This window comes from Aliiroseovarius sp. xm-d-517, from assembly GCF_013283135.1.
In the GTDB taxonomy this organism is placed as follows: domain Bacteria; phylum Pseudomonadota; class Alphaproteobacteria; order Rhodobacterales; family Rhodobacteraceae; genus Aliiroseovarius; species Aliiroseovarius crassostreae.
The window spans coordinates 654,321-679,200 of the sequence record NZ_WBXT01000001.1 but is presented as its reverse complement, the minus strand read 5'-3'; the positions used below and the strand labels follow the sequence as shown (position 1 = coordinate 679,200).

The following is a 24,880-nucleotide window of genomic DNA, read 5'->3' as shown; positions in this document are numbered from 1 at the left end:
ATGAGAGCTAAACCTTGTGGGCAAGTGGGGGCCTTCCTGTGGCCCCCATCAGTTTTAGAACTTCCAGTTCAGGCCCATTTCGAGGCCATAGCTTTCATAGTCATCAAGCCCGATCCCGTCGTAATACCCGCTGATGTCAAACTGTGCGCCGTTGTTTAGAACGGTGGAGGCTGACAGTTTGACGCGCGCGCGGGTGCCGTCGGTTTCTGGCACGACGTTCTGGGCAAAGCCCGACCCGGAGCTACTGGAATGGATTGCAGTGAGCTACCCCCTGACATTCGGACACTGACGTAAGCTACGATTTGTTGTCTGCTGGTCTTCGATGAGAAGGAGATCAGAGATGTCGAAACGGAAGAACCATTCGCCGGAATTCAAGGCGAAGGTGGCGCTTGAGGCGCTGAAGGGTGAACAGACGGTCGCTGAGTTGGCGAGCCGGTTTGGCGTCCACCCGACGATGATCCACAGTTGGAAGCGGGCGCTCTTGGAAGGTGCGTCCGGCGTCTTTGAGCGCGGCGGCAAGAAAGCCCCTGAGATTGACGAGGAGCAGGTCAAGGAACTGCACGCGAAGATCGGGGAGCTGGCCGTGGCCAACGATTTTTTGTCACGAAAGCTCAAGCCGTGGATCGGCAAGTGAGACGGAAGATGGTTGAGCCTGCCAATCCCGACCTGTCCATCGGCAGGCAGTGCAAGCTGCTGTCGATCTCGCGCTCGTCGTTCTACTACCAGCCCAAGGGCGAGACGGCGCTGAATCTGATGCTGATGCGTCAGATCGACGAGCAGTTCCTGGAAACGCCGTTCTTTGGTGTCCGGCAGATGACCTGGCACCTGCGCAATGAGGGCCATCTGGTGAACGAGAAGCGCATCCGGCGGCTCATGCGGCTGATGGGCCTGATGCCGATCTACCAGAAACCCAACACCAGCAAGGCAGCGAAGGGGCACAAGACATATCCTTATCTGCTGCGAGCTTTGCGAGTGGGTCGGCCCAATCAGGTCTGGGCAGCAGACATCACCTACCTGCCGATGCGGCGCGGGTTCCTGTATCTGGTGGCGATCATCGACTGGCACACCCGCAAGGTGTTGGCCTGGCGCATATCGAACACACTGGAGGCGGACTTCTGCGTCGAAGCGTTGAACGAGGCCATCGCCAGGTTTGGCCCACCCGAGATCATGAACACCGACCAGGGCAGCCAGTTCACGTCCTGCGCCTGGACCGACAGCTTGCGGCGATCAGGTGTCCGCATATCGATGGACGGCAAAGGGCGCTTCCTCGACAACATCTTCGTGGAACGCCTCTGGCGGAGCATGAAATACGAGTGCGTCTATCTGCACGCCTGGGAAACCGGATCAGAGGCGAAAGCCGGCGTCGGTAAGTGGATCGAGTTCTACAACCGCAAGCGCCCCCATTCCGCCCTTGGCGGCAAACCCCCAGCCGTGGTCTATTGGCTGAGAAAAAACAAAACCAAACCCGATCAGCAGGAGCAGAGAGTAGCTTAACTTACGCCCGACACTGTCCAAACTTCGGGGAGTAGCTCACAGAGACCCCGCCGCCAAACATCCAGTCCCGTGTCGCGCCGGATACGGGTTTGGAGAAGTCCAGACCAAAGGCCACCTGCCGGACGTCAACACCTTGTTCGGGAACTGTATTGCCCAAGCCATCCACATAGGTCAGCTGGGTGTCTTTGGCATAGCTGCCGGTCAGGTGAGGCATCAGGGTCAGATCGTTCAGCGTAACCTGCCCGGAGAGTTTCAGATGGGCCAGAAAGCGGTGGGTTTCAAACGCATCCTCATGGGTGCCAAACGGGCGGATCGTATTATTGGAACGACCCCACAGCGCCCTTGCCTCAAAGAACAGCGGCTGGTCTGGCAGGCGCGTCACCACATAGGGGCCCGCCAGCCAGCCGGTGCCGCCGATCTCCCCTGTGCCCTCGGAACGGTCGATATGGTCCACCTCGAGCATCATCCCCACCAAGGTATTCGCTCCGACATATCGATGTGTTCCGAAGGCACCGAACAGATAGGTGTCCTCGGCGGTGCCACTGGTTGATTTTGATCCGCCAACCCGGAACCAGACTGGCCAGCCCGCCCCTGATTTCAAGTCGAAGGCCAGCTTGTTGCGGGTTGAGGTGACGTTGATCCCGCCATTGCCGCAGCCTCCTGACAGGAAGCAGGTCAGATCGGGCTGGTTGGCGATCAGCTGATTGGAGCGGTCGTACATGAACTGGGCAATCTTCTTCTGTGTCTCTTCGACGTTCAGATTTTTGATTGTCACCACCTCCGAGGCCAGGTTGCCATTGCCCGCCGCATCCTGCGCCGCACCAGCGGGCACCTGAACGGTTACATCCCCAGCCCCGGTTGCTTTCAGCTGCGCCGCGTAGGTGGTGCCGGACCCGGTCAACGTCACAACATTGGCATTCCTAAGCGAGATATCTCCGGTGGCGAAACCTGACACCGGTTCAGAAAACGTGATCGTCAGGTTGAAGAGCGCCGTGCCGATGAAGTCGCCCGGCGCGCCGGTGATACCAACCGTTGGCGGTTCGCTATCGGTCACGGTCACGGTAAAGCTTTGCTGAACCGCCGCGTTTCCGGCAGTGTCGCTGGCGTCCATGGTCACGGTGGTGACCCCCAGCGGGAAGGCGTAGGGCCCAGTCAGGGTTGTGCTTCCCACCTTGTAGGTGATGGCCAAGCCGCTATCCACATTGTCCGTGACCGATCCAAGCGATGTCACATCGCGCGTTGCCGTAGTCAGGCCTGGATCGGTGGAAAAGCTCTGATCTGCAGGTGGTGTAATAACGGGAGGTTCGCTATCTGTGACCGTAATTGAAATGTTCAGGGTGCCTTCTGTGTAAAACGGCAGTGATTCAGGTCCGGTTGCAATGGCCGTACAGGTTCCGAGGCCAACCATATTAAGGGTCAAACCAGATGCCGTGCAGACCGAGGGGGTATTGCTGGATAACGTCGGCGTAATGCCAGAGGGTGTTACCAATGCCAGTGTGACACTGTTGCCATTGGTTGCAGTGGTGGGCGCGGGGCCCGGGTTGAAATAGGGTGTGTTCGGCTGCGAGTCTGCTGCGGAGACATTGTAATACAAGGTAACCGAGCTTCCAGTCGTCAGCGTAATGGTTCCCGCCGCGGTCACCACTGTATCTGATGCTGTTGTAAGATAGCTTCCGGAACAGGTGATGGTGGCATTGAGGCCAGCACTCGTTGGCGAGCATGACAAAGTCGGACCGAATAGTGCTTCACGAACCCCTCAAGGAACGCGTTGCCGTCTTCCATGTTTGAGATGCCTGCGATGCGCAGTTCCTTGACCAGGCGATCTTGTAAGGTGCGGTTTGCACGCTCGACGCGGCCTTTGGCTTGCGAAGAATTGGCGCAGATGGTCTCGATGTTCAGCTCGGCTAGGGCACGCCCGAATTGCGTCATGCCTGTCATGTGCTCGTTGGGCTTTGGAACCCGAAACACCGTGTACTTGTCGCTGTAGAAGGCCACCGGACGTCCATGCTTCAGGTGCAGGGATCGCCCCGGTCTTCGAACCATCTGTGATCCGATCCGTCGATCTGGATCAGTTCGCCATAGCACTCACGGCGGAGCCGTGGCTGGTGGAACGTCCGGCGTTGCTTGCGGGACAACCAAATCCCATCTTCCTGCATCCATTTGCGCACCGTCTCGCGCGAGACTTTGAACCCGTGATGTTCGGCCAGCATCTCAGCTGCCAAGGTCGGGCCGAAGTCAGGATATTGCTCCTTGATGACGCTCAGCGTATAGTCGCGTTTGGCTGCGTGGATTTGGTTGTTCGGCGCGCGACCACGAGATTTATGCCGGATCGCCGACGCGCCGTCCTGACGATACCGCTTTAAAAGCCGGAATATCTGCCGACGCGTCAGGCCTAACATGTTCGCCGCGTTGTCGACGCTCAGCCGACCATCATCGACCTGCACCAGCACTTCCACGCGGTTCAACTCGCGCTCGCTCATAACCACCCATCCCATATCCGCTCACCCTCAATGATTTTTGAGGGTAGAGTGACATTCCTGAATTGCTCACGGGTGACATTTTAGCTTTGCGGCTACATCCCAAAAGTCGCATAATCAATATTATGTAAAGTATATGGCTGAATTGAGTGTGGAAAAGGACTGGCTTGCTCCTAACTGTCCTCGACAAAGCATTATAGAGGTGACTAAGTTGGCATGGAACAAGGGATATGAGAAATGCCATCTATTTTGGTGCTTAACGGGCCTAACCTGAACTTGCTGGGTACGCGACAGCCGGAGATTTACGGGTCGGAAACGCTTGCGGATATCGAAGCGAAATGCGTGAGCCATGCAAAGACGCGCGGCGCCGAATGCTGTTGCCTGCAATCCAATCATGAAGGTGCCTTGATCGACTCCATCCATGCCGCCAAAGGTGTCCATGATGGGATCGTTTTGAATGCTGGCGCCTACACCCATAGTTCGATCGCGCTGATGGACGCCATTTTCTCGACCGAACTGCCGGTGATCGAATTGCACCTGTCCAATGTGCATGCGCGCGAGGAATTTCGTCATGTCTCCTATATCGCCAAGGCCGCGATCGGGGTGATTTGCGGGTTTGGCTCCGATGGCTATCCCCTTGCGATTGATGCACTTTTGGCACATCTGAAAAAGAGCTGACCCATGAGGTTTTCGGATCTCCTTCATGATGTCTGCAATAGCGTTTCGCTGCAGGATGTCTGGCAGATTCAAAGAGAAACCTTTGCATCATATGGGTTTGACCGGATCATTTACGGCTATTCTCGGTTTTTCTCACCGAAAAATTTCGGGCCACGAGAAGACATCCTTTTGCTGTCCAACCACGATCCTGAGTATCTCAAAGCCTACACCGATGATGAGATGTATCTGCATTCTCCCATGGCTCTCTGGGCGTCTAACAATACAGGAGCCTGTTCCTGGCGCTGGATTGCAGAACATTCGGATTTGATGGGAGAGCGGCAGCAAAAGGTGCTTGATGTCAATCGCCGTATGGACATAACCGCCGGATACACCCTGTCATTTCCAACCGCCTTTTCGCGGACGCGCGGAGTGATTGCCGCCACTGCAAAGACTGGTCTGACGCAGGATGATGCAGATAAAATCTGGGCGGAACATGGTCGGGATATTGAGGTGTTCGCCAATGTAACGCACCTTAAGATAATCTCGTTACCCATTGAAACTCAAAGACAAACTCTGACAGCGCGTCAAAGGGAAGCCTTGGAATGGGTGTCGGATGGCAAGACAAATGTCGAAATTGCGATCATTATGAATGTGTCGCCTGCCACCATTGAAAAACATCTTCGCATTGCCCGTGAAAAACTTGGCGTGGACACAACGGCACAGGCGGTCGCCAAGGCGTCATTTTTCAATCAGATCTATGTTGTCGCTGGTGGCGAAGAAAACTCAAAATAGATCCTAAAGCGTTTTGAGATTAGGTTGAATCACAGCATGTTCTCAAAACGCACGAAACATCGAGAAGACATGGGCGTTTTTACATGTTGATATGATCCAACAATAAGAAAAAACGCTTTATTGTTTCTTATACGTAAAATTACGGTAAGGAATACCGGACTTTTAAAATAATCCTAAAATTCCGATACTGAACACGTTACGTGAGTGGTGGCTTTAGCCTTTGGAACATAGAGGGGTGGACGCGCTGTAATTTCAGCAACCGTTTCATTCTTTCGGGAAACCGAGGGCTGGTGTCGAAGGAGGATTTTTACCGGAGGCACCAGACGCCCTCTTACCCAGAATAGCATCACCGCTGTCCCGCGGTATGTTTGCGGCGCTGACATTCCCCGTCAGCGCCGCGTTTCTTTTCCGCCATGCAAACCTACTAAAGCGTTCTGCGGAAGCGGGAAAACATGTCTATTCCAAAATGCCTTATTGGCCGGGTATTCCTCCAACACGAAAAAAGGGGCCGGATGACCGACCCCTTTTCAATTTTCTTGGCAGATACCCTGCCCTTGCGTCGGCTTAGCCCTTAACGGCAGCAGCAACCTCAGCAGCAAAGTCGGTTTCTTCTTTTTCGATACCGTCGCCAACTTCCATACGGACATAACCGACGATTTCAGCACCGGCATCCTTGGCAGCCTGCTCAACAGTGACGTCGGGGTTCAGAACGAAGTCCTGGCCCACCAGTGTCACCTCGGCGAGGAATTTCTTCATCCGACCCTTGATCATGTTTTCAATGATGTTTTCGGGCTTGCCGCTTTCACGGGCTTGCTCGGTCAGGATGGTGCGTTCTTTTTCAACAACAGCGGCGTCCAGCTCAGCTTCGTTCAGCGCCTGCGGGTTGGCGGCCGCAATGTGCATGGCAACCTGCTTACCGAATGCTTCGTCGCCACCTTTCAGCGCAACCAGAACGCCAATTTTGCCCATGCCGTCCGCAGCAGCATTGTGGACATACGAGGCCACGACATCACCTTCGACCGATGCCATACGACGCAGCGACATGTTTTCGCCGATAGTGGCGATTTTGTCGGTGATGATATCAGCAACAGATTTGCCACCCAGATCAGCAGCTTTCAGCGCTTCCAAGTCTGCAACGTTCAGCGCAGCACCTGCAATGCCGGAAACCATGGTTTGGAATTCAGCGTTCTTGGCGACAAAGTCGGTTTCCGAGTTCACTTCAACGGCAACACCTTTGCCACCGTCCACAGCCACGGCCACGAGGCCTTCAGCAGCGGTCCGGTCGGCCTTCTTGGCAGCTTTGGCCAGACCCTTGGTGCGCAGCCAGTCCTGAGCGGCTTCCATGTCACCGTCGTTTTCGACCAGGGCTTTTTTCGCGTCCATCATGCCAACGCCGGTGGATTCGCGCAGTTCTTTTACGAGTGCAGCAGTGATTGCCATCTTAACTCTCCTTGAGGATCTTCGGCCGGGTCCTAGCCCAAGCCGGTATCAATTCTGTGACATCAGTCTTGGATGCCAAACGATGAGACAGGCAGGGTGTCCCCTGCCCGTCTTCCAATCGTGCTTAGGCGTCAGCGGCCTCGGCGGTGGCTTCTTCAGCCACGGCTTCTTCGGTCATGCCGTCTTCCAGCTCGCCCAGGTCGATACCTGCTGCACCCATCTGGGCCGACATGCCGTCCAGAGCTGCGCGGGCAGCCAGGTCGGTGTAAAGAGCGATCGCGCGGGCTGCGTCGTCATTGCCCGGGATGATGTAATCCACACCTTCCGGCGGGCAGTTGGTGTCGACCACGGCTACAACCGGGATGCCCAGCTTGTTGGCCTCGGCAATCGCCAGTGCTTCTTTTTTCACGTCGATGACAAACAGAAGATCCGGAACACCGCCCATTTCGCGGATGCCGCCCAGCGAGGCCTGCAGTTTGGCCTGCTCGCGTTCCATGCCCAGACGTTCCTTTTTGGTCAGGCCTTCAGCGCCCGAAGCCAGTTTCTCGTCAAACTCTTTCAGACGCTGGATCGATTTGGAAACGGTCTGCCAGTTGGTCAGCGTGCCACCGAGCCAGCGGTGGTTCATGTAATACTGGGCCGAACGCTCAGCTGCTTCTGCAACCGCTTTCGACGCCTGACGCTTGGTGCCGACGAACAGAACCCGGCCACCTTTGGCAACGGTTTCACGCACGGCGTTCAGAGCGGCGTCCAGCATCGGGACGGTTTGGGTCAGGTCGAGGATGTGGATCCCGTTGCGCTCACCATAGATGAACGGGCCCATACGGGGGTTCCAACGCTGAGTTTGGTGACCAAAGTGTACGCCAGCTTCGAGCAGCTGACGGAGAGTGAAATCAGGCAGTGCCATGTTCTTTTCCTTTTCCGGTTTCAACCTCGGCGAAATGTTTCGAAGGTCCGTTGCTTTTCGGAGCCCTCAACCGGTGGACGTTATGGGGATGTCTCCCCCATAGGCCCGCATTCCGCCTGTGGATTAACAGGCGCGCGTATATAGGGGGAATGGACAGGTGGCAACCCCCTTGATCCGGATCGGGGTATATTTCGGGCAGAAAACCAGAATACAAGTTTTCTAGTTTTCTAGGGTCAGGATTCATAACCAGAAGATGACTACAGCAGCGAGGGCGCATGCTGACAGGAAGACCTTCGGACACCTGTCATAGCGCGTCGCGACGCGTCGCCAATCCTTGAGGCGGGCGAAGCTGTTCTCGATTTTGTGGCGTTTACGATAGCGCAGCTCGTCGTGCGGGATCGGGACCTTGCGGTTCTTCCGACATGGTATACAAGGCTTGATCCCCCTGTTTTCAAGGGCTTGGCGATACCAATCGGCATCGTAGCCCCGATCCGCCAACAGGTGTTTGGCGGGCGGCAGGGCATCCAGCAAAGCCCGTGCGCCGATGTAGTCGCTGCGCTGGCCTGCCGTCAGGAACAGACGCAAGGGCCGCCCCATCGCGTCGGTGACGGCGTGCAGCTTGGAGTTCATTCCGCCCTTCGTACGACCAATCAGGCGGCAGGGGTTGTGATTGGCCCCCCCTTTTTCAGGCCCAGGCTGGAGGCGGTGCGGTGTGTCTTGAGATGGGTCGCGTCAATCATCAGCGTGTCAGTTTCGCCACCCTGATCGGCCAGCTCCAAAAGCATCCGGGCGAAGATGCCTTTCTCGCTCCATCGCTTCCAGCGGCTGTAGAGCGTCTTGTGAGGGCCATAGGCTTCTGGCGCATCCCGCCACCTTAACCCATTGCGGTTTATGAAGATAATCCCAGACAGCACCCGCCTGTCATCCACACGTGGCTTGCCGTGCGACTTCGGGAAGAAAGGCGCCAGCTTGGCCATCTGCGCTTCGTTCAACCAGTAAAGATCGCTCATGTCACCGCTCCGTTTTCCGAACTGTGAATCACGCCGTGCGACAAAAATCAATGCATCCTGACCCTAGTATCCACGCCTTGGGTCAGACCCCCCGTCTTCCAGACGGGTGCGCTTCAGCGCGAAAGAATCGTGTTATGATCTTATCCTCGGGAAAAATGAGCCATGGCCTCACCGGCGGCTCATTTTTCCCGAGGATAAGATCATGCAATATGACACTGGCAAACACTGCGTGTATTACCACCGCTATCACTTGGTGTGGTCGACCAAATACCGCTACAAGGTGCTGGTTGGCCACGTGCAGCTGCGAGTGCGTGACATCGTCCGGCAGGTCTGCGCCGAGAACGGTGTCGACATCTTGCGTGGGGTACTGTCATCCGATCATGTGCATCTGTTCGTGTCGGTGCCGCCGAAGATTGCCATTTCGGACCTGATGCGCAAGATGAAGGGCCGGTCGTCGCATAAGGTACAGCGCGAATTCCCGCATCTGAAGCGGCGCTACTGGGGCAGGCGGTTTTGGGGGAGAGGCTACTTTTCCACCACCAACGGCGCCATTACCGAAGACGTCGTACTTCAGTATCTCGAAAACCATATCGAAAATCCTACCGACGCCAGTCGGTAGTCGTTTAGTTTTCTAGTTTTCTAGTTTTCTAGTTTTCTAGTTTTCTAGTTTTCTAAGAAATGTCATCGGACGATACTCTGCACAAGGTCATTTCCGCCCCCCTTCGCCGGTTCCCATCTTGTCCTTTACCGCAAACATCGGCAGAGAGAGAATATGACACATGACATTCTTTGTATCGGATCCGTCCTTTGGGATGTGATCGGACGCACGACAATCGATATGCGGATCGGGTCCGATCAACCGGGGCGCATCTCGCGCCTGCCGGGGGGCGTGGCGATGAATATCGCCATGACCTTTGCCCGATTTGGCCTGACGCCCGCGCTGATGACCGCAATTGGCCGGGATCACGAAGGGGACGATCTGCTGGCCCAGGCTGCAAACTTGGGTATGGTCACCGATTATATATACCGGCCCGATGATCTGCCAACCGACCGGTATATGGCGATCGAGGGGCCCGCGGGTCTGGTGGCAGCCGTGGCTGATGCCCATTCTCTGGAAGCAGCTGGGGATGCAATACTGGCGCCATTGGAAAACGGTATCCTGGGGTCGGAAGACACACCTTATCAGGGGATCATCACGCTGGATGGCAACCTGACCGTTGATCTTTTGTCAGACATTGCCACACGATCCAGTTTCGCACAGGCCGATCTCCGTGTGGCCCCGGCAAGCCCCGGAAAGGCCAAGCGTCTTCGCCCTCTGATGGCCCATCCCGGGGTCACGCTTTATGTCAACCGCGAAGAGGCGGGCCTCTTGACCGATAGTGCGCCGGCAACCGCGTCGCAGGGCGCGCAGGCCCTGCTTGAGGCCGGGGCAACCCGTGCCATCGTCACCGATGGTGGCAATCTCGCGGCGGAAGGGCATATGGACCGTGGTGTGATCACCGCCCCCTGCCCCGCAATCCGGGTGCGCCGGATCACCGGGGCCGGCGACACGTTCATGGCCGCCCATATCGCCGCCGAGCGCGAAGGACACGCCCCCGCAGCCGCCCTTGATGCCGCACAGAAAATCGCAGCCAAATATGTCTCAGGAGAAGACGTCTGATGTTTGATCTCACCTACGCACCCGACGTGGCGCAAGCCCTGACCCACGGAACCCCTGTGGTGGCGCTTGAAAGCACAATCATCACCCACGGGATGCCCTATCCGCAAAATGTCGAAACCGCGCGCGAGGTCGAAGCGGTGGTGCGGGCCGGTGGTGCCGTCCCGGCCACCATTGCGGTGATGAATGGCAAGTTGCATATCGGCCTGACCGACGATCAGCTGATGGAGCTGGCACAAGCCGATAACGTCGCCAAGGTCAGTCGCGCTGATATGCCGGTCTGTCTGGCCATGGGCGGTTACGGGGCGACCACCGTGGCGGCGACGATGATCGCAGCCCATCTTGCGGGTATTCGCGTGTTTGCCACGGGTGGCATTGGCGGCGTCCACCGCGGCGCTGAGGAGACCTTTGATATCTCCGCTGACCTGCGTGAGTTTTCCGCCACCCCCGTCACGGTGGTTGCAGCAGGGGCAAAGGCCATTCTTGACATTCCAAAGACGCTGGAAGTCCTTGAAACCCTTGGGGTTCCCGTCATCACCTATGGTCAGGACGAGTTTCCAGCCTTTTGGTCCCGTTCCTCCGGTCTGCCTTCGCCGTTGCGTCTGGATTGTGCAAAAGACATTGCCCGTGCGGGACAGATGCGCCGGGATCTGGGATTGCCGGGCGGGCAGTTGATTGCCAATCCGATCCCGCAGGAGGCCGAAATTCCGCGTGAGGAAATTCAGCCGGTGATCGAAGACGCGCTGGTCCGATCCGAAATCGAACGCGTCAGCGCAAAAGAGGTGACGCCCTTCCTGCTGAATGCGATGTTCAAAGCCACGGAAGGCCGGTCTCTTGAAGCCAATATTGCATTGGTCAAGAACAACGCTGCCCTGGCTGCCGAAATTGCCGCGGCTTTTGCGAAACTGACATAAGGGCAGATCGCCCCCTCATTGGGGCGCAATCGCGCCCCTGCCCCATTGACCCGCGCCGAAAACACCCTAAGTTCCTCTGACGACACGTAAAGAGATCAGCATGACCGACCCCAACCACCGCAGCAAATGGCGCCTGTTCACCGGGCTTCGCAACAACTTCCTTGCGGGGCTGGTTGTCGTTGCACCGATTGCGGTGACGATGTGGCTGATCTGGACCTTCGTGGGCTGGATTGACAGCTGGGTGCTTCCCTTTGTGCCCGCAGCCTATCACCCGGACGCGCTGATCGACCGGTTTTTTGGCGATAGCGAATGGTTCCGCTGGGTGTTTGGTGAGGATGTCCGTGTGAATGTGCGCGGCCTTGGCGTTGTGGTGTTCCTGATCTTCACGGTGATTGTCGGCTGGATCACCAAGGGGTTGATTGGCCGGTCTTTTCTGTCCTGGGGGGAGCGGATCGTTGACCGGATGCCTGTGGTCAGGTCGCTCTATAATGGTTTGAAACAAATCGCAGAAACCGTGTTCAACCAGTCGACGGAAGCCAAGTTCGACAAGGCCTGTCTGGTTGAATATCCGCGCAAGGGGATCTGGGCGATTGCCTTCATCTCCACCAAGGCCAAAGGCGAAATTGACGCTCGTATCCCGGTGGATGAGGACATTATTTCGGTCTTTCTGCCCACCACGCCGAACCCGACCTCAGGGTTTCTTTTGTTCGTGCCACGCCATTCGGTGGTTGAGTTGGACATGACGGTGGAAGACAGCGCCAAGCTGGTCATTTCAGCGGGCCTTGTCTACCCGAACCCGAAGGACCCGTCGCAACCGCTTGAAATCACCGGAAAATGACGGCTGCTATTACCGGTTTTCTCACGGGATTTTCGTTGATCCTCGCAATTGGCGCGCAGAACGCTTTTGTCCTGCGGCAAGGGCTGCTGCGCAACCATGTGTTTCCTCTGGTTCTGTTTTGTGCATTGTCAGATGCACTGTTGATCGTTGCCGGAGTGTTGGGATTTGGGGCGCTCGTCTCTGCCGTGCCAATGTTACCGGTCCTGATGGCGGTGATGGGGGCCGTGTTTTTGATGACCTATGGCGTCCTGCGCTTTGTCGCGGCCCTCAAAGGGCAGTATGAGATGGAACTGACGGGACGTGCCCGTTCGCTCAAGGCGACCTTGGCAATTGCAGCTGCCTTCACCTGGCTCAATCCGCATGTCTATCTGGATACGCTTGGCCTGATCGGTGCGATCTCAACCAGTTTTGAGGATTGGAATGCGCGTATTTTGTTTGGTCTGGGCGCAGTGAGTGCCAGTTTCGTCTTTTTCTTTTCGCTGGGATACGGCGCCCGCCTTCTGGCCCCGATCATGACGCGCCCGTCTTCCTGGCGTGTGCTCGACATTGGCATCGGTCTGACCATGTGGATGATTGCCGTTGGACTGGTCCATGGTGTCTGGAGCGGTTCAATTTCCTGAAACCGCTCCAATTGATGCGATGGGCACGAGGTGCTCGCCTTAGAGGGCCGTCCAACCACCATCCACGGAAATGCTGGTGCCGGTAATCTGCGCCGCAGCATCGGAACAAAGAAATACCGCTGTGCCGCCCATCTGTTCCACCGTGGCAAACTCCTTTGACGGCTGGCGGGCCAGCATCACCTCGCGCACGACCTGATCGCGGTCCATTCCATGTGTTTTCATCTGGTCAGGGATCTGGCTTTCCACCAGCGGGGTCAGCACATAACCTGGGCAGATCGCGTTGCAGGTGATCGGATCCTCTGCCGTTTCCAGCGCCACGGTTTTGGTCAGGCCCACCACCCCATGTTTGGCGGCAATATAGGCGGATTTATAGGGCGATGCGGTCAATCCATGGGCCGAGGCAATATTGACCACCCGCCCCCATCCGGCCTTACGCATCATAGGGAGCGCAGCCGCAGTTGTGTGAAAGGCAGAGCTCAGGTTGATGGCGATGATCGCATCCCATCTCTCCGTCGGAAAGGTCTCGACCGGGGCGACATGTTGAATACCCGCGTTGTTGATCAGGATATCGCAGGCCCCCGCTGTTTCGATCAGCGCGCGACACTCCTCTCCATTTGACATATCCGCTTTGATATAGCGCGCCATCACACCGAATTTCGCAGCGATCTCCGCGGCAATTGCGTGGTCCTCGTCGCGGTCGGTAAAGGAATTCAGCACCACATTGGCCCCGGCCCGGGCCAGTTCCTGCGCCACGCCCAGACCAATCCCGGAGTTCGACCCGGTAATGACAGCGGTTTTGCCCTCAAGTGATGTGGTGATGGCCATGGGAATCCCTTTCACAATATCAGTATGCTTTGCAGTCGCAGCATAACCCGCCCTGATACCTGCACCATCCCTTTTTTACCCACCCCCCAAATTCGCGAGTTGCCCATTTTCAACGATGTCTGGCCAAGGTGATTCTTCGGACGTCGACGTGAAATCCGTTGCGTAAGACCAGTGGAAAATAGCCATAAAAAAAACGCCCGCACGAGGCGGGCGTAAGTTATTGAGGCAGGTTTCATACAGGCAAGAAACCTATCGAGCAGTGATTACTTTATACCGCCTAACTCATCGGGTTCCAAGCTAAAAGTTTGAAAAGACTATTTGACAGGGCTAGGGTTTTTCCAAGTTGAAACAGGTCGATCGAGGATTGTTGCTCATATGAAATCAGATTATTTCCGAAAACTGCGGCTTGCCTGCACGATGGGGGCCGTTGTTTGTTTGAGCGCAAATCAGATCCAGGCCGAGCCCCAACATGGCATAGCTATGTATGGCGCACCGGCTCTCCCACAGGATTTTGTGTCTCTCCCCCATGTTAATCCAGATGCACCGAAAGGGGGAAAGATCATTTTTGCCGAGGCTGGCAGCTTTGATTCGCTGCACCCGCTGATTCGCAAAGGGTCTGCCCCCTGGCAACTGCGCTTCATGCTGTTTGAAACCCTGATGGGACGCAGCTGGGATGAACCTTTCTCGCTTTACGGGCTGTTGGCCGAATCGATTGAGACCGACGAGGCCCGATCCTGGGTCGAATTTACCTTGCGGGAGGAGGCGCGGTTCTCTGACGGGACCCCGGTCACGGTCGAGGATGTGATCTGGTCGTTCGAAACCGTCGGGACCAAAGGGGATCCACGCTATCTTGGGGCCTGGAAAAAAATCAAAAGCTCCGAAAAGACCGGGCCGCGAACGGTTCGGTTCACATTCCACGAGGCGGATCGTGAATTGCCGCTTCTGCTCGGGCTGCGTCCGGTTTTGAAAAAGGCTCAGTGGGAAGGGCGTGAATTTGATACTTCCGGCGTGGACCTGGTCCCAATTGGCTCCTCCCCCTATGTGATCGGAGAGTTCGAACCGGGGCGGTTCCTTACCCTCAGACGCAATCCGGACTACTGGGGCAAGGATGTGCCTTTCATGCGTGGTCAGGCCAATCTCGATGAAATCCGTTTCGACTATTATGGCGATGGCGATGTCACTTTCGAAGCGTTCAAGGCAGGTGAGGCCACGACCTATCGAGAAACCAATGCGCAAAGATGGGCCACCCAGTTCGATTTCCCCGCGGTGCAGTCGGGTGATATCGTTCTCTCCAACATCCCGCATCAGCGCCCGACCGGGATCAAAGGCTATGTCATGAACACCCGCCGTGCCGTGTTTCAGGACATCCGCGTGCGCGAAGCCCTGATCCAGGCCTTCAATTATGAGTTCATCAACCAATCCCTCTATGGCGGGGGCAGAAAGCGCATCCAGTCCTATTTCCACAATTCCGTTCTGGGCATGTCGCCTGGTGTGCCCGCCGAAGGCCGTGTCAAAGAACTGCTGTCTCAGTTTGATGACCTGCCAGAGGGCGCGCTTGAGGGCTACACCCTACCCGTTTCAGATGGAACGGAACGCAATCGCAAAGGGCTGCGACGGGCCGTGGCGTTGCTGGAAGAGGCAGGTTGGACCGTTCAGGACGGGGTGATGAAAAATGCAGAGGGAACGGCCTTCACCTTCGATATTCTTTTGAAAAACGGCGCAACCGAAACGCGCCAGACCATTGATATCTTTGTCGAAGCCCTCAAACGACTGGGGATCACGCCGTCCGTGACATCGGTGGACAGTGCCCAATACAAGGAACGCACCAACGCCTATGATTTTGATATGGCCTATTACTGGCGCGGCCTGTCTCTGAGCCCCGGCAATGAACAGCGTCTGTATTGGGGAAGTGAAAGTGCGGACAAGCCGGGAACGCGCAATTGGATGGGGGTGAAAAGCCCCGCCATTGATGGTTTGATCGACGTGATGCTCACTTCTGAGAGCCGGGAAGATTTTCTCGCGGCGACAAAAGCTCTGGACCGGGTGCTGACAGCAAGCCGTTTCGTGATCCCGCTGGGTTATGACAACATGTCTCACATCGCACATGTGAAAGAGTTGAAGTTCCCGGACCGGATCCAGATGTATGGCGACTATCTCGGGTTCCAGCCAGAAACCTGGTGGTACGAGGAATAGAGATGCCGCTCTTTCGGAGCAGAAACACCAAAGGGGCCTGATCCGGCCCCTTTTTCTTGCCTAAAGCGTTTCGGATTTAACCTGATACAGGGGGAAACCGAAACGCGGTAAGAGATCTCAATGTCGTGGGCGTTTCGGAATAAACATGTGTCTCAAGTTTATCCCGAAACGCTTTAAAATACCTCGGGGTGAGCGCATAGCGCGAGGGGCAGCGCCCCTGATCCGGCTAAGCCAGGGATGTCACCCAGAGAATTGTCGCATCTTCTTCACTGATGGATATCACATTATGGCCCATCGAGGCGTCGTAATAGGCACTGTCGCCACGTTTCATCTGCACCGGTTCGTAAAACTCGGTCAGCAGCTGCACCGCCCCGGTCAGCACGTATAGAAACTCCTCGCCGTCATGGCGCACCCAACCGTCAAATTCGTCAAAACTGCGGGCACGCACCCGGGCGCGGTAGGGCAACATGGTTTTCTTGGTCAATGCCCCGCCCAGCAGCTCGTGCTCATAGGTGGCGGTCGGATGGGCAGCCCCTTCGCCCGATTTGGTCACGGTCATGCGACCTGACACATGGGCCGCCTTGGGCGCGGTGAACAATTGCGGCACGGAAATCTCTAGCCCAACCGCGAGTTTTTTCAACGCCTCATAGGTCGGTGACATCTGTCCGTTTTCGATCTTGGACAGGGTGGAACGGGCAAGTCCGGCCTGCCCGGCCGCCTGCTCCAGCGTCCAGCCGCGGGATTTACGCAGATCGCGCACACGTTCACCCAGGTTAAGGGGGCTCAGGTCCTGGCTCTCTTCGCCGCTTTCGCGGGCAAGCTGTATCAGGCTAGGGGTCGATTTGTCGCTCATTCTTTTCTATTGGCACCCCTTTGCGCCTATTGCAACCACCTGTAACCACTGTCAGATGTGGGACATGCTGTCACAACACCACCCGACCCGCCCGCTCTCGCCTGCCCCTTCGCCGTTCAATATGGCGGCCTATGTGTTGCGCCATGCGAAAGATATGGGGGACAAGGTTGCGCTGGCGGTTGTGTCAGCAGAGGGCAAAGATACGATCTGGACCTACGCCCAATTGGCGCGGTCGGTCGAAGGGGTGGCTGCGGGGCTGTTGCGCAAAGGTCTGCAGCCCGGCGATCGTGTGCTTTTGCGGCTTGGAAACACGGTGGATTTCCCGCTGGCCTATCTTGCTGCGATCCATGCCGGGCTTGTGCCTGTTCCCACCTCGTCCCAACTGACCGAGGTTGAGATCACCAAAATGGCCGCCCTGGTGACCCCCCGCCTTGTCATCGCATCCGAAGGGATTGCCCTGCCAGTAGAGGATCCAAAAACAGAGAGTTTGCCGGTTCTGACCGTGCAGGAATTGCATGATATGACCCGGCTTGCCCCGGTAGGTCCGCATATGGGAGACCCGAACCGCCCCGCTTATATCATCTTCACTTCCGGCACATCCGGTCAGGCCCGTGCCGTGGCCCATGCACATCGGGCGATCTGGGCCCGGCAGATGATGTGGGATGGCTGGTATGACATTTCTCAAGATGACCGAATGATGCATGCAGGCGCCTTCAATTGGACCTATACATTGGGCACCGGCTTGATGGATCCCTGGACGGTTGGCGCCACGTCGCTGATCCCGGCCCCTGGCAGCACACCGGAGCAGATTACCGCCCTTCTGGCCCGTCATGAGGCCACAATCTTTGCCGCCGCACCGGGGGTCTATCGTCAGATGATGAAACATGACCTGCCTGACCTGCCCCAGCTGCGTCACAGCCTGTCAGCGGGCGAAAAACTTCCCTCGACCACCCGTGCGGATTGGAATGCGCGCACCGGCAAGAAGATCTATGAGGCATATGGCATGTCGGAATGCTCCACCTTCATTTCCGGCAGCCCCCTGCATCCCGCCCCGAAAGGCACGCTTGGCTATCCGCAGGCCGGGCGGCATGTTGCGGTTCTTGGCGACGACGGCCTGCCGGTGCCCCGTGGCGTTGCGGGCATTATGGCGGTGCATGAAACGGATCCAGGTCTGATGTTGGGATATGTCGGCGCAGAAGAGGCCACGAAACTTCGGTTTCAGGGAGAGTGGTTTGTGACCGGTGACACGGTTGTCATGGAGCAAGACGGAGCGATCCGGTTCGAAGGGCGCTCAGATGATATTATGAATGCAGGTGGCTTTCGGGTCTCTCCGATTGAGGTCGAGGCCGCCATGGCGCTGCATCCCGGCGTGCATGAAGCGGCCTGTGCTGAGGTCGCCATCAAGGCAGATGCCACCCTGATCGCCTGTTTCTACCTGCCTGAGGACGGTGTGGTGGACGAAAAACTATTGTCAGATCATGCCCATGCGCGGCTGGCGCATTACAAATGCCCGCGCCTGTTCATCCCCGTTGATACCATCCCGCGCGGGGCCAACAACAAGATCCTTCGCGCCCGCCTGCGAGAGGAGTTTGAGGCAGGTAACAGGGGGTGACGTGGTAAGTCGTATCACGACCTCCCTTTCGGAACCCTTTCCTTTGGTCGCTGCAGGGGATAAGTCCAACGGGTGAAAAGGAGAGTGCCATGATCCGCCTTGATGTTTTTTCAGACCCGATTTGCCCCTGGTGCTATATCGGCAAAACACGCCTGCAACGCGCCCTAGAGGCGCGCCCGGATCATCCGTTCCTGATCCAATGGCACCCGTTTCAGCTGAACCCGGAGATGCCGAAAGCCGGCATGGATCGCCGCAGCTATCTTGGGGCGAAATTTGGCGGCAAGGACGGCGCGGTTCAGGCTTACCTGCCAGTGGTGAAAGAGGCGGAGGCAAGTGGTCTGTCGATCAATCTGGACGCCATCGAACGCACCCCGAACACGCTTGATGCCCATCGGATGATCCATTGGGCGGCGCTGGAAGAAAAGCAGAACGCCATGGTCGATCGCCTGTTCAAAGCCTATTTTGTCGAGGGGATGGACATTGGCGACCCCGAGGTTCTGGCGGATCTCGGCGCGGATATCGGAATGGAGCGCGATGTGATTGTGCGGCTGCTGGCCTCGGATGCGGATGCAGATGACATTTCGGCACGCGACGCGGATGCGCGGCACAAAGGGGTGAATTCTGTCCCCACATTTGTCATCGCCAACCAGCATGTGGTGCCCGGTGCGCAACCGGCTGAGCTGTGGATGCAGGTGATTGATGAGCTGATGGAACAGCTTTCCACCCCTTCCGAGGGCGATCTGTGAGTATCCTCCCGACACCGCAAAAACCGCTGCCGATGGGGGAGTTCATCATCCTGCTTGCGGCGCTGTTTTCGATGGTGGCCTTTTCAATCGACTCGATCCTGCCTGCGCTGCCCGAGATTGCCGCCCATATGGTGCCGGACAATGTGAACCGGGCGCAGTTGGTGATTGTCGCCTTTGTCGTTGGTGCTGGCCTGGGGCAATTGTTCTTTGGCCCCCTGTCCGATGCCTATGGGCGACGGCTTTCCATGGGGTCCGGCTTTGTGCTTTACATGCTGGCCTCAGCCGCTGCCTATAGCGCGCAATCCATCGAGGCGCTGTTGTTTTGGCGCTTTGTGCAGGGGCTGGGTGCTGCTGGTCCGCGCACCAATGCAATGGCGCTCACGCGTGACCTTTATGAAGGGCGCACCATGGCCAAGGTGAACTCAATGGCATTCACCTTTTTCGTGCTGGTGCCCGCCGTGGCACCCATGCTGGGACAATGGATCATCCTCGGGTTTGGCTGGCGCCACCTGTTTACCACCTATGCGCTGGTGGCCTTCGTGATCCTTGGCTGGTTCTTGCTTCGCCAACCGGAAACGCACCCGGTTGAGAAACGACGCCCGCTGCGCCTGCGCCCGGTGTTGGAAGCATTTGTGATTGTTTTCAAAAGCAAGGTGACCCTGCTTTACATGACGGTGATCTTGCTGGCCTTTGCCCAGTTGATGGCCTATTTGAGCTCAGCGCAGCAGATCTTTGTCGATGTTTTAGGGACCGGCACGTCTTTTCCGTTTTATTTTGCCCTGGTGACCATTCTGTCGGCAGGGTCCGGGGCGATTAACTCGGTCTTGGTTCTGCGGATCGGAATGCGACGCCTTGCGCTGATCGGATTTGCCGCCCAGGCCGTTCTGGCAGCTATGACGCTTGGATATTGGGCGATCATGGCGCCGGGCGGACCCGTGGCGCTTTGGCTGTTCGTCTGCTGGTCCACGACGCTGTTTTTTGTAAATGGTCTGAGCTTTGGCAATCTGAATGCGCTGGCCATGCAACCGCTGGGTCATGTTGCGGGAACGGCCGCTGCCGTGATCGGCGCTGTGCCGACAATGCTTTCCGTGCTGATTGCCGCACCGATCGGTCAGGCGTTCAACGGAACCCCCATTCCGCTTCTCATCGGCGTGGTGATCTGTTCCACACTCAGCGCGATATTGATCCAGATCGACCGCCATAACCCGGATTAAGCCGTTCAGATAGGCGTTGGCTAAGCTTGTTCCCTTTCTATGGCCGGCCTATGGGCAGGGTTGAGAACACAGGTTTTCGCAAGGTATCCCATCGCGGTCTCTGTCACGGATTTTCTGCCCGCAGACCTTCAGTTTGTAACAGGCCTCAGCGCAGCTGGACAGTTTCTTGCAACTGACATTCCGGCAATCATAGGCTTGGGCAATGCGAAAGGGGGACTGCCTCAGCTGGTTCAGCCTCTCCGCCGGAGACAGAGTGGTCGAAAGCGGCGCATCCTGTGCATAGCCTGCCCCGCCAAACCCCAAAATTGCAGCTATCAGAACTGGAATGATGCGCATCATTGCTTTGTTCCTGCCTGTTTCTGCGCCTCTTTTACCTTGATCGCCAGATCCTGCGCAATTGCAAACGCGCCTTTGATCTTGTCTGAGGTCTTGCGCCAGTCACGCCGCACCACGATCTTGTTGTCCTTGACCTTGGCCAACCCGTTCTGCGCCTGGATAAACTCGACCAGACCTTTCGGACTGGCAAATTTGTCGTTGTGGAACTGAAGGGTTGCGCCTTTTGGTCCGCCGTCCAACTTGGCAATCCCTGCCCGTTTGCACATGCCCTTGATCCGCACCACCAGCATCAGCGTGTTCACTTCTTTCGGAAGCGGGCCAAACCGGTCGATCAGCTCCGCTGCAAACCCTTCCAGCTCGACCTTGGTCGACAGCGAAGACAGGCGCCGATAGAGGCCAAGGCGGACGTCAAGATCGGGCACATAATTGTCCGGGATAAGAACCGGCACCCCGAGGTTGATCTGCGGGGCCCAGGTGCCATCACTGTCCGAAAGCCCCTCAAGCTGGCCGGATTTGATCTTGGCAATCGCCTCTTCCAGCATCTGCTGGTAAAGCTCATAGCCCACCTCCCGCATCTGCCCGGATTGCTCCTCGCCAACAAGGTTCCCCGCGCCGCGAATATCCAGATCCTGTGAGGCCAGCGTGAACCCGGCCCCCAAAGTATCCAGCGATCCCAGCACCCTGAGACGTTTTTCCGCGGTGGCGGTCAACGGGCTGCGCGGTTTTGTGGTCAGATAGGCATAGGCGCGGGTTTTCGAACGCCCGACCCTGCCCCGGATCTGGTAAAGCTGGGCCAGTCCAAACATGTCGGCCCGGTGGATGATCATCGTGTTGGCGGTCGGAATATCGATGCCGCTTTCCACAATTGTGGTGGCCAGCAGGACATCATATTTCCCATCATAAAACGCATTCATCCGATCATCGAGCTCGCCCGAGGCCATCTGCCCATGCGCCACCACGAAGCTCACTTCCGGCACATGGTTTTGCAAGAATTGCTCGATCTCTGGCAGGTCCTTGATGCGCGGGACAACAAAGAAACTCTGCCCGCCCCTGTAATGTTCGCGCAGAAGGGCTTCGCGCAGGGTCACGCTGTCGAATTCAGACACATAGGTGCGGATCGACAGCCGGTCCACCGGCGGGGTGCCGATAATCGACAGATCCCGAACACCGGAAAGCGACATCTGCAAGGTGCGCGGGATTGGGGTCGCGCTGAGGGTCAGCACATGCACGTCCGAGCGCAGTTCTTTCAGGCGCTCCTTGTGGTTCACGCCAAAGCGTTGCTCTTCATCCACCACCAACAGACCAAGGTTTTCAAACCGCACATCTTTGGCAAGCAGAGCATGGGTGCCCACGACGATGTCCATCGTGCCACGGGACATGCCTTCACGGGTGCGCCTGGCCTCTGACGCGCTGACAAAGCGAGAAAGCTGCCCGACATTGATCGGGAAACCGCGGAACCGTTCGGAAAAGCTTTTGTAATGCTGACGGGCAAGCAGGGTTGTGGGGGCAATCACGGCCACCTGTTGCCCGGACATGGCGGCGACAAATGCGGCACGCATCGCCACCTCGGTCTTGCCAAACCCCACATCCCCACAGATCAGCCGGTCCATGGGGCGCCCCATCGCCATATCCTCGATCACGTCTTCGATGGCGGCAAGCTGGTCTTCGGTCTCCTGATAGGGGAAACGGGCAGAAAATTCTTCCCAGGCATGGTGCGGGGCTTCCAGCACCGGCGCCTTGCGCAGTTCGCGCTCTGCTGCCAGACGGATCAGCTTGTCGGCAATCTCCCGGATCCGTTCCTTGAGCTTGGCCTTTTTCGCCTGCCATGCCCCGCCGCCCAGCTTGTCCAGCAATCCGGTGTCCTGACCGAATTTGGACAAAAGCTCGATGTTTTCAACCGGCAGGAACAGACGGTCCCCCCCCGCATATTCGAGCAGCAGACATTCATGAGGGGCACCCATCGCGGTGATGGTTTCAAGCCCCTTGTAAAGGCCGACCCCGTGATCCACATGCACAACCAGATCCCCGGCGGACAGGGCGTTTGCCTCGGTCAGAAAGTTTTCCGCCCGGCGCTTGCGTTTTGGGGCGCGGATCAGCCGGTCCCCCAGCACATCCTGTTCGGAGATCACCGTCAGATCAGGTGTTTCAAACCCATGTTCCAGCGGCCAGACCGCAAGGTAAACACCTGCGCCGCTGTCCGGCACATCGCGGAAATCGTCGATCAGCGTGGTGCCTGTCAGATCCTCATCCGCCAAAAGCCCCTGAAGCCGCTCCCGTGCGCCTTCGGAATAGCTGGCCACCACGGTTGGCGTGGTGGATTTCGCGCGAATATGCTTGGTCAAAGCCTCAAACAGATTGACATTTTCCTGTTGGCGCTCCGGGGCGAAATTGCGGCCGATCCGACCGCTCCCATCCACGACACCCGGTCCTGTGGCCTGCGGAAGAGCGGCGAACTGCACCACCCGCCGGTCTTTGACGACCTCTTCCCAGGCTGGATCATCAAGATAAAGAAGCCCCGGCGGGCACGGCTTATAGACCGTATCCATCCGGTTTTTTGCAGACATGGCAATTTTGCGGGTTTCATACTGGTCGACAATCCCGTCCCATCGCGCCAGACGCGCCGGGGTCAACTGGTCATCCAGCATCACCGAGGCCTCTGGCAGATAGTCAAACACGGTCTCAAGGCGCTCGTGAAAAAAGGGCAGCCAATGTTCGACACCCTGATGTTTGCGCCCGGCGCTGACCGCCTCGTAAAGGGGATCATCGGAGCCGGCTGCGCCGAACTCAATCCGGTAGTTTTGCCGAAACCGGGTGATCGAGGCCTCATCCATCAACACTTCGGATACAGGGGCAAGATCAATCCCGGTCAGTTTTTCGGTTGTGCGCTGGGTGGCCGGGTCAAAGCGGCGCACACCATCCAGAACATCCCCAAACATATCCAGCCGCACCGGTCCGCTTTCCCCCGGAGGGAAAATGTCGATGATGCCGCCGCGCACGGCAAAATCCCCCGGCTCCATCACCGTGGGGCTTTGGGTGAAGCCCATGCGCACCAGAAAACGTCGAAGCTGGTCGATATCCAGCTGATAATCCACCCGCGCAGAAAAGCTCGCTCCGGCCAGCACGTCACGGGCAGGCAGCCGTTGCATGGCTGCATTCAAAGTGGTGAGAAGCACGAACCGGCCCTGAAGGGCCCCGGTGGCCAGCGCAGCCAGGCTGGCCATCCGCGTGGCAGACACATCTGCGTTGGGGGACACCCGATCAAAGGGCAGACAATCCCAACCGGGCAAGGTGATCACCGTCACATGGGGGGCAAAAAAAGACAGCGCCGCCTGCATCGCCGCCATCCGCTTGTCATCGCGCGCCACATGCAGCACCGGTTTGCCGGAACGCTCCAGTTCTTTCAGCACCAATTGGGCGTCAAAGCCTTCGGGGGCCCCGGACAGAAGAACATGTGTCATGAAAACATCCTGCGAAAACATCCTGCAATTCAATGCGTTTCAACCAACAAGCTGGGATCAGCCCCAAACATTCAGCCCCAGACATTCAGGGCGAGGTTTTGATACATGCCCCACATCGAGGTGATGAAAATCGACAGCATACCGATGAGCTGGACCTGAAACCGATGCCGGGACATGCGCTTGCGCAGGGAGGGTCCCTCCAGCGCCTGCTCCGTGATAATCCGGGCCGTGTTGATCGTCAGCATTCCCACGATGCTCATCGGGAAAGCCATCAGGAACACGGCCTGGGCGAACTCGACCCCGTAGTAGAACCCCAAAAGCAACAGCATGGTCAGAAGACCACAGGCCAACCCAAGAAGCCAAAGCCCTGAAATCGCAGCGATATACAGGATCCGGTTGCAATAGATCCGCACCAGGACCTCAAGGTCAAGCTGCACCTGCCCTTCGTGCCGGTCAGCGCGCTGAACCATGTCAAAGGGCACGCCCAGCACCCAGTGGCTGGCGGTTGACCAGAGCACGGCGAGCGCAATCCAATACCAAAGGTTGGAAAAGGAGCGCATGTCGATGATTTCAAAAAGGGTCGAATACCAGTCCAATGGTCTAACCTGCCTCGTGCCGGGTCTGCCTCATTCTGTCAGGGCCTCATGTCATGATGGGGCTTTGCGCGACCATACGCCCGCCATTCGGTCTTGACCAGACCGGTTTTGCGACGGGTTTCCCGGTCTGGTCCCAAACAGGGGGTTGTGGCAGCGCAGCGCGCATGGCAAGGAAAACCATGTCTTTCGGGTTGGGGATCCGACCCGTTCAAGGCCTACATCGCCATCCCGCCGGGGCACC

General features: G+C 57.4%; 21 protein-coding genes and 1 pseudogene. 12 read left to right on the top strand and 10 right to left on the bottom strand.

Annotation, left to right across the window (positions count from 1 at the left end):
* Positions 1-54 precede the first annotated feature (54 nt).
* Entirely contained in the window at positions 55-213 is a 159-nt protein-coding gene (locus tag XMD517_RS03220; protein WP_173487158.1) for a hypothetical protein, read from the bottom strand.
* 127 nt (positions 214-340) lie between these two features.
* Here XMD517_RS03220 and XMD517_RS03215 point away from each other — a divergent pair.
* Positions 341-1,494 (top strand): IS3 family transposase gene (locus XMD517_RS03215; protein WP_371732405.1). Its coding sequence is split into 2 segments (ribosomal slippage): positions 341-608 and positions 608-1,494, totalling 1,155 coding nucleotides; the frame shifts between segments, so codons are not numbered across the junction.
* A gap of 1 nt (position 1,495) precedes the next feature.
* On the opposite strand, the gene XMD517_RS03210 is transcribed toward XMD517_RS03215, so the two are convergent.
* Together XMD517_RS03210 and XMD517_RS03205 are read right to left on the bottom strand one after the other, a co-directional pair.
* Positions 1,496-3,136 (bottom strand): Ig-like domain-containing protein, encoded by a 1,641-nt coding sequence (locus tag XMD517_RS03210; RefSeq protein WP_173488335.1) that lies wholly within the window; start codon positions 3,134-3,136, stop codon positions 1,496-1,498.
* Positions 3,137-3,144: 8 nt separating this feature from the next.
* Positions 3,145-3,989: pseudogene (locus XMD517_RS03205) on the bottom strand (helix-turn-helix domain-containing protein); the annotation flags it as partial.
* Between the two features lie 219 nt (positions 3,990-4,208).
* Here XMD517_RS03205 and aroQ point away from each other — a divergent pair.
* On the top strand, positions 4,209-4,649 hold the full coding sequence (gene aroQ / locus XMD517_RS03200) for a type II 3-dehydroquinate dehydratase (protein ID WP_173487498.1): 441 nt from the start codon (positions 4,209-4,211) through the stop codon (positions 4,647-4,649).
* Between the two features lie 3 nt (positions 4,650-4,652).
* Positions 4,653-5,420 carry a LuxR family transcriptional regulator gene (locus tag XMD517_RS03195; protein ID WP_173488334.1) on the top strand — a complete coding sequence of 256 codons (768 nt, stop codon included), beginning with the start codon at positions 4,653-4,655 and terminating at the stop codon, positions 5,418-5,420.
* Between the two features lie 564 nt (positions 5,421-5,984).
* Here XMD517_RS03195 and tsf read toward each other — a convergent pair.
* The 3 genes from tsf to XMD517_RS03180 all read right to left on the bottom strand — a co-directional run bounded on the left by tsf (position 5,985) and on the right by XMD517_RS03180 (position 8,777).
* Positions 5,985-6,860 (bottom strand): translation elongation factor Ts, encoded by an 876-nt coding sequence (gene tsf / locus XMD517_RS03190; RefSeq protein ID WP_173487496.1) that lies wholly within the window; start codon positions 6,858-6,860, stop codon positions 5,985-5,987.
* 124 nt (positions 6,861-6,984) lie between these two features.
* Positions 6,985-7,767, bottom strand: coding sequence for a 30S ribosomal protein S2 (gene rpsB, locus XMD517_RS03185; RefSeq protein ID WP_173487495.1), 783 nt, complete (start codon positions 7,765-7,767; stop codon positions 6,985-6,987).
* 240 nt (positions 7,768-8,007) lie between these two features.
* A protein-coding gene (locus XMD517_RS03180; protein ID WP_254449811.1) for an IS5 family transposase occupies positions 8,008-8,777 on the bottom strand; the annotation gives its coding sequence in 2 pieces (ribosomal slippage) (positions 8,008-8,441 and positions 8,441-8,777; 771 coding nt in all).
* Between the two features lie 202 nt (positions 8,778-8,979).
* On the opposite strand from XMD517_RS03180, the gene tnpA reads away from it, so the two are divergent.
* The 5 genes from tnpA to XMD517_RS03155 all read left to right on the top strand — a co-directional run bounded on the left by tnpA (position 8,980) and on the right by XMD517_RS03155 (position 12,806).
* Entirely contained in the window at positions 8,980-9,396 is a 417-nt protein-coding gene (gene tnpA, locus XMD517_RS03175) for an IS200/IS605 family transposase (protein ID WP_173487494.1), read from the top strand.
* 153 nt (positions 9,397-9,549) lie between these two features.
* Positions 9,550-10,437: a PfkB family carbohydrate kinase gene (locus XMD517_RS03170; RefSeq protein ID WP_173487493.1), complete on the top strand. Its 888-nt coding sequence runs from the start codon at positions 9,550-9,552 to the stop codon at positions 10,435-10,437.
* Positions 10,437-11,348 (top strand): pseudouridine-5'-phosphate glycosidase, encoded by a 912-nt coding sequence (locus XMD517_RS03165; protein WP_173487492.1) that lies wholly within the window; start codon positions 10,437-10,439, stop codon positions 11,346-11,348. The genes XMD517_RS03170 and XMD517_RS03165 overlap by 1 nt, the downstream gene beginning before the upstream one ends.
* A 100-nt stretch (positions 11,349-11,448) precedes the next feature.
* Positions 11,449-12,186, top strand: a complete 738-nt coding sequence (locus tag XMD517_RS03160) for a DUF502 domain-containing protein (RefSeq protein WP_173487491.1) — start codon at positions 11,449-11,451, stop codon at positions 12,184-12,186.
* Entirely contained in the window at positions 12,183-12,806 is a 624-nt protein-coding gene (locus XMD517_RS03155; RefSeq protein ID WP_173488093.1) for a LysE/ArgO family amino acid transporter, read from the top strand. Before XMD517_RS03160 ends, XMD517_RS03155 begins: the two co-directional genes overlap by 4 nt.
* A 39-nt stretch (positions 12,807-12,845) precedes the next feature.
* Here XMD517_RS03155 and XMD517_RS03150 read toward each other — a convergent pair whose 3' ends face one another.
* Positions 12,846-13,631: a 3-hydroxybutyrate dehydrogenase gene (locus tag XMD517_RS03150; protein WP_173487489.1), complete on the bottom strand. Its 786-nt coding sequence runs from the start codon at positions 13,629-13,631 to the stop codon at positions 12,846-12,848.
* A 375-nt stretch (positions 13,632-14,006) separates the two neighbouring features.
* Between XMD517_RS03150 and XMD517_RS03145 the strand changes: the two genes are divergently transcribed.
* A complete protein-coding gene (locus tag XMD517_RS03145; protein WP_173487488.1) occupies positions 14,007-15,824 on the top strand; it encodes an extracellular solute-binding protein in 1,818 nt (605 codons plus the stop codon).
* 226 nt (positions 15,825-16,050) lie between these two features.
* Here XMD517_RS03145 and XMD517_RS03140 read toward each other — a convergent pair whose 3' ends face one another.
* Complete coding sequence (locus XMD517_RS03140) at positions 16,051-16,677, bottom strand: helix-turn-helix domain-containing protein (protein WP_055192243.1); 627 nt, start codon at positions 16,675-16,677, stop codon at positions 16,051-16,053.
* Between the two features lie 64 nt (positions 16,678-16,741).
* Here XMD517_RS03140 and XMD517_RS03135 point away from each other — a divergent pair, with 64 nt between their 5' ends.
* The 3 genes from XMD517_RS03135 (at position 16,742) to XMD517_RS03125 (ending at position 20,249) form a co-directional block, all read left to right on the top strand.
* Positions 16,742-18,289 (top strand): class I adenylate-forming enzyme family protein, encoded by a 1,548-nt coding sequence (locus XMD517_RS03135; RefSeq protein WP_173487487.1) that lies wholly within the window; start codon positions 16,742-16,744, stop codon positions 18,287-18,289.
* Positions 18,290-18,378: 89 nt separating this feature from the next.
* Positions 18,379-19,035 (top strand): DsbA family oxidoreductase, encoded by a 657-nt coding sequence (locus XMD517_RS03130; RefSeq protein WP_173487486.1) that lies wholly within the window; start codon positions 18,379-18,381, stop codon positions 19,033-19,035.
* On the top strand, positions 19,032-20,249 hold the full coding sequence (locus tag XMD517_RS03125) for a multidrug effflux MFS transporter (protein WP_173487485.1): 1,218 nt from the start codon (positions 19,032-19,034) through the stop codon (positions 20,247-20,249). The genes XMD517_RS03130 and XMD517_RS03125 overlap by 4 nt, the downstream gene beginning before the upstream one ends.
* A gap of 335 nt (positions 20,250-20,584) precedes the next feature.
* Here the strand turns inward: XMD517_RS03125 and mfd are convergent, their stop codons facing one another.
* Both mfd and XMD517_RS03115 read right to left on the bottom strand, forming a co-directional pair.
* A complete protein-coding gene (mfd, locus tag XMD517_RS03120) occupies positions 20,585-24,043 on the bottom strand; it encodes a transcription-repair coupling factor (protein WP_173487484.1) in 3,459 nt (1,152 codons plus the stop codon).
* 71 nt (positions 24,044-24,114) lie between these two features.
* Complete coding sequence (locus XMD517_RS03115; RefSeq protein WP_173487483.1) at positions 24,115-24,639, bottom strand: component of SufBCD complex; 525 nt, start codon at positions 24,637-24,639, stop codon at positions 24,115-24,117.
* Between the last annotated feature and the right edge of the window lie 241 nt (positions 24,640-24,880).

What these genes read in the sequence shown, in the direction of transcription:
- XMD517_RS03155 (WP_173488093.1), top strand. Translation starts at nt 12,183, where the DNA reads ATGACGGCTGCTATTACCGGTTTTCTCACGGGATTTTCGTTGATCCTC.
- XMD517_RS03160 (WP_173487491.1), top strand. Translation starts at nt 11,449, where the DNA reads ATGACCGACCCCAACCACCGCAGCAAATGGCGCCTGTTCACCGGGCTT.
- XMD517_RS03145 (WP_173487488.1), top strand. Translation starts at nt 14,007, where the DNA reads ATGAAATCAGATTATTTCCGAAAACTGCGGCTTGCCTGCACGATGGGG.
- XMD517_RS03130 (WP_173487486.1), top strand. Translation starts at nt 18,379, where the DNA reads ATGATCCGCCTTGATGTTTTTTCAGACCCGATTTGCCCCTGGTGCTAT.
- mfd (WP_173487484.1), bottom strand. Translation starts at nt 24,043, where the DNA reads ATGACACATGTTCTTCTGTCCGGGGCCCCCGAAGGCTTTGACGCCCAA.
- aroQ (WP_173487498.1), top strand. Translation starts at nt 4,209, where the DNA reads ATGCCATCTATTTTGGTGCTTAACGGGCCTAACCTGAACTTGCTGGGT.
- XMD517_RS03135 (WP_173487487.1), top strand. Translation starts at nt 16,742, where the DNA reads ATGCTGTCACAACACCACCCGACCCGCCCGCTCTCGCCTGCCCCTTCG.
- XMD517_RS03150 (WP_173487489.1), bottom strand. Translation starts at nt 13,631, where the DNA reads ATGGCCATCACCACATCACTTGAGGGCAAAACCGCTGTCATTACCGGG.
- XMD517_RS03195 (WP_173488334.1), top strand. Translation starts at nt 4,653, where the DNA reads ATGAGGTTTTCGGATCTCCTTCATGATGTCTGCAATAGCGTTTCGCTG.
- tsf (WP_173487496.1), bottom strand. Translation starts at nt 6,860, where the DNA reads ATGGCAATCACTGCTGCACTCGTAAAAGAACTGCGCGAATCCACCGGC.
- XMD517_RS03170 (WP_173487493.1), top strand. Translation starts at nt 9,550, where the DNA reads ATGACACATGACATTCTTTGTATCGGATCCGTCCTTTGGGATGTGATC.
- XMD517_RS03140 (WP_055192243.1), bottom strand. Translation starts at nt 16,677, where the DNA reads ATGAGCGACAAATCGACCCCTAGCCTGATACAGCTTGCCCGCGAAAGC.
- rpsB (WP_173487495.1), bottom strand. Translation starts at nt 7,767, where the DNA reads ATGGCACTGCCTGATTTCACTCTCCGTCAGCTGCTCGAAGCTGGCGTA.
- XMD517_RS03165 (WP_173487492.1), top strand. Translation starts at nt 10,437, where the DNA reads ATGTTTGATCTCACCTACGCACCCGACGTGGCGCAAGCCCTGACCCAC.
- tnpA (WP_173487494.1), top strand. Translation starts at nt 8,980, where the DNA reads ATGCAATATGACACTGGCAAACACTGCGTGTATTACCACCGCTATCAC.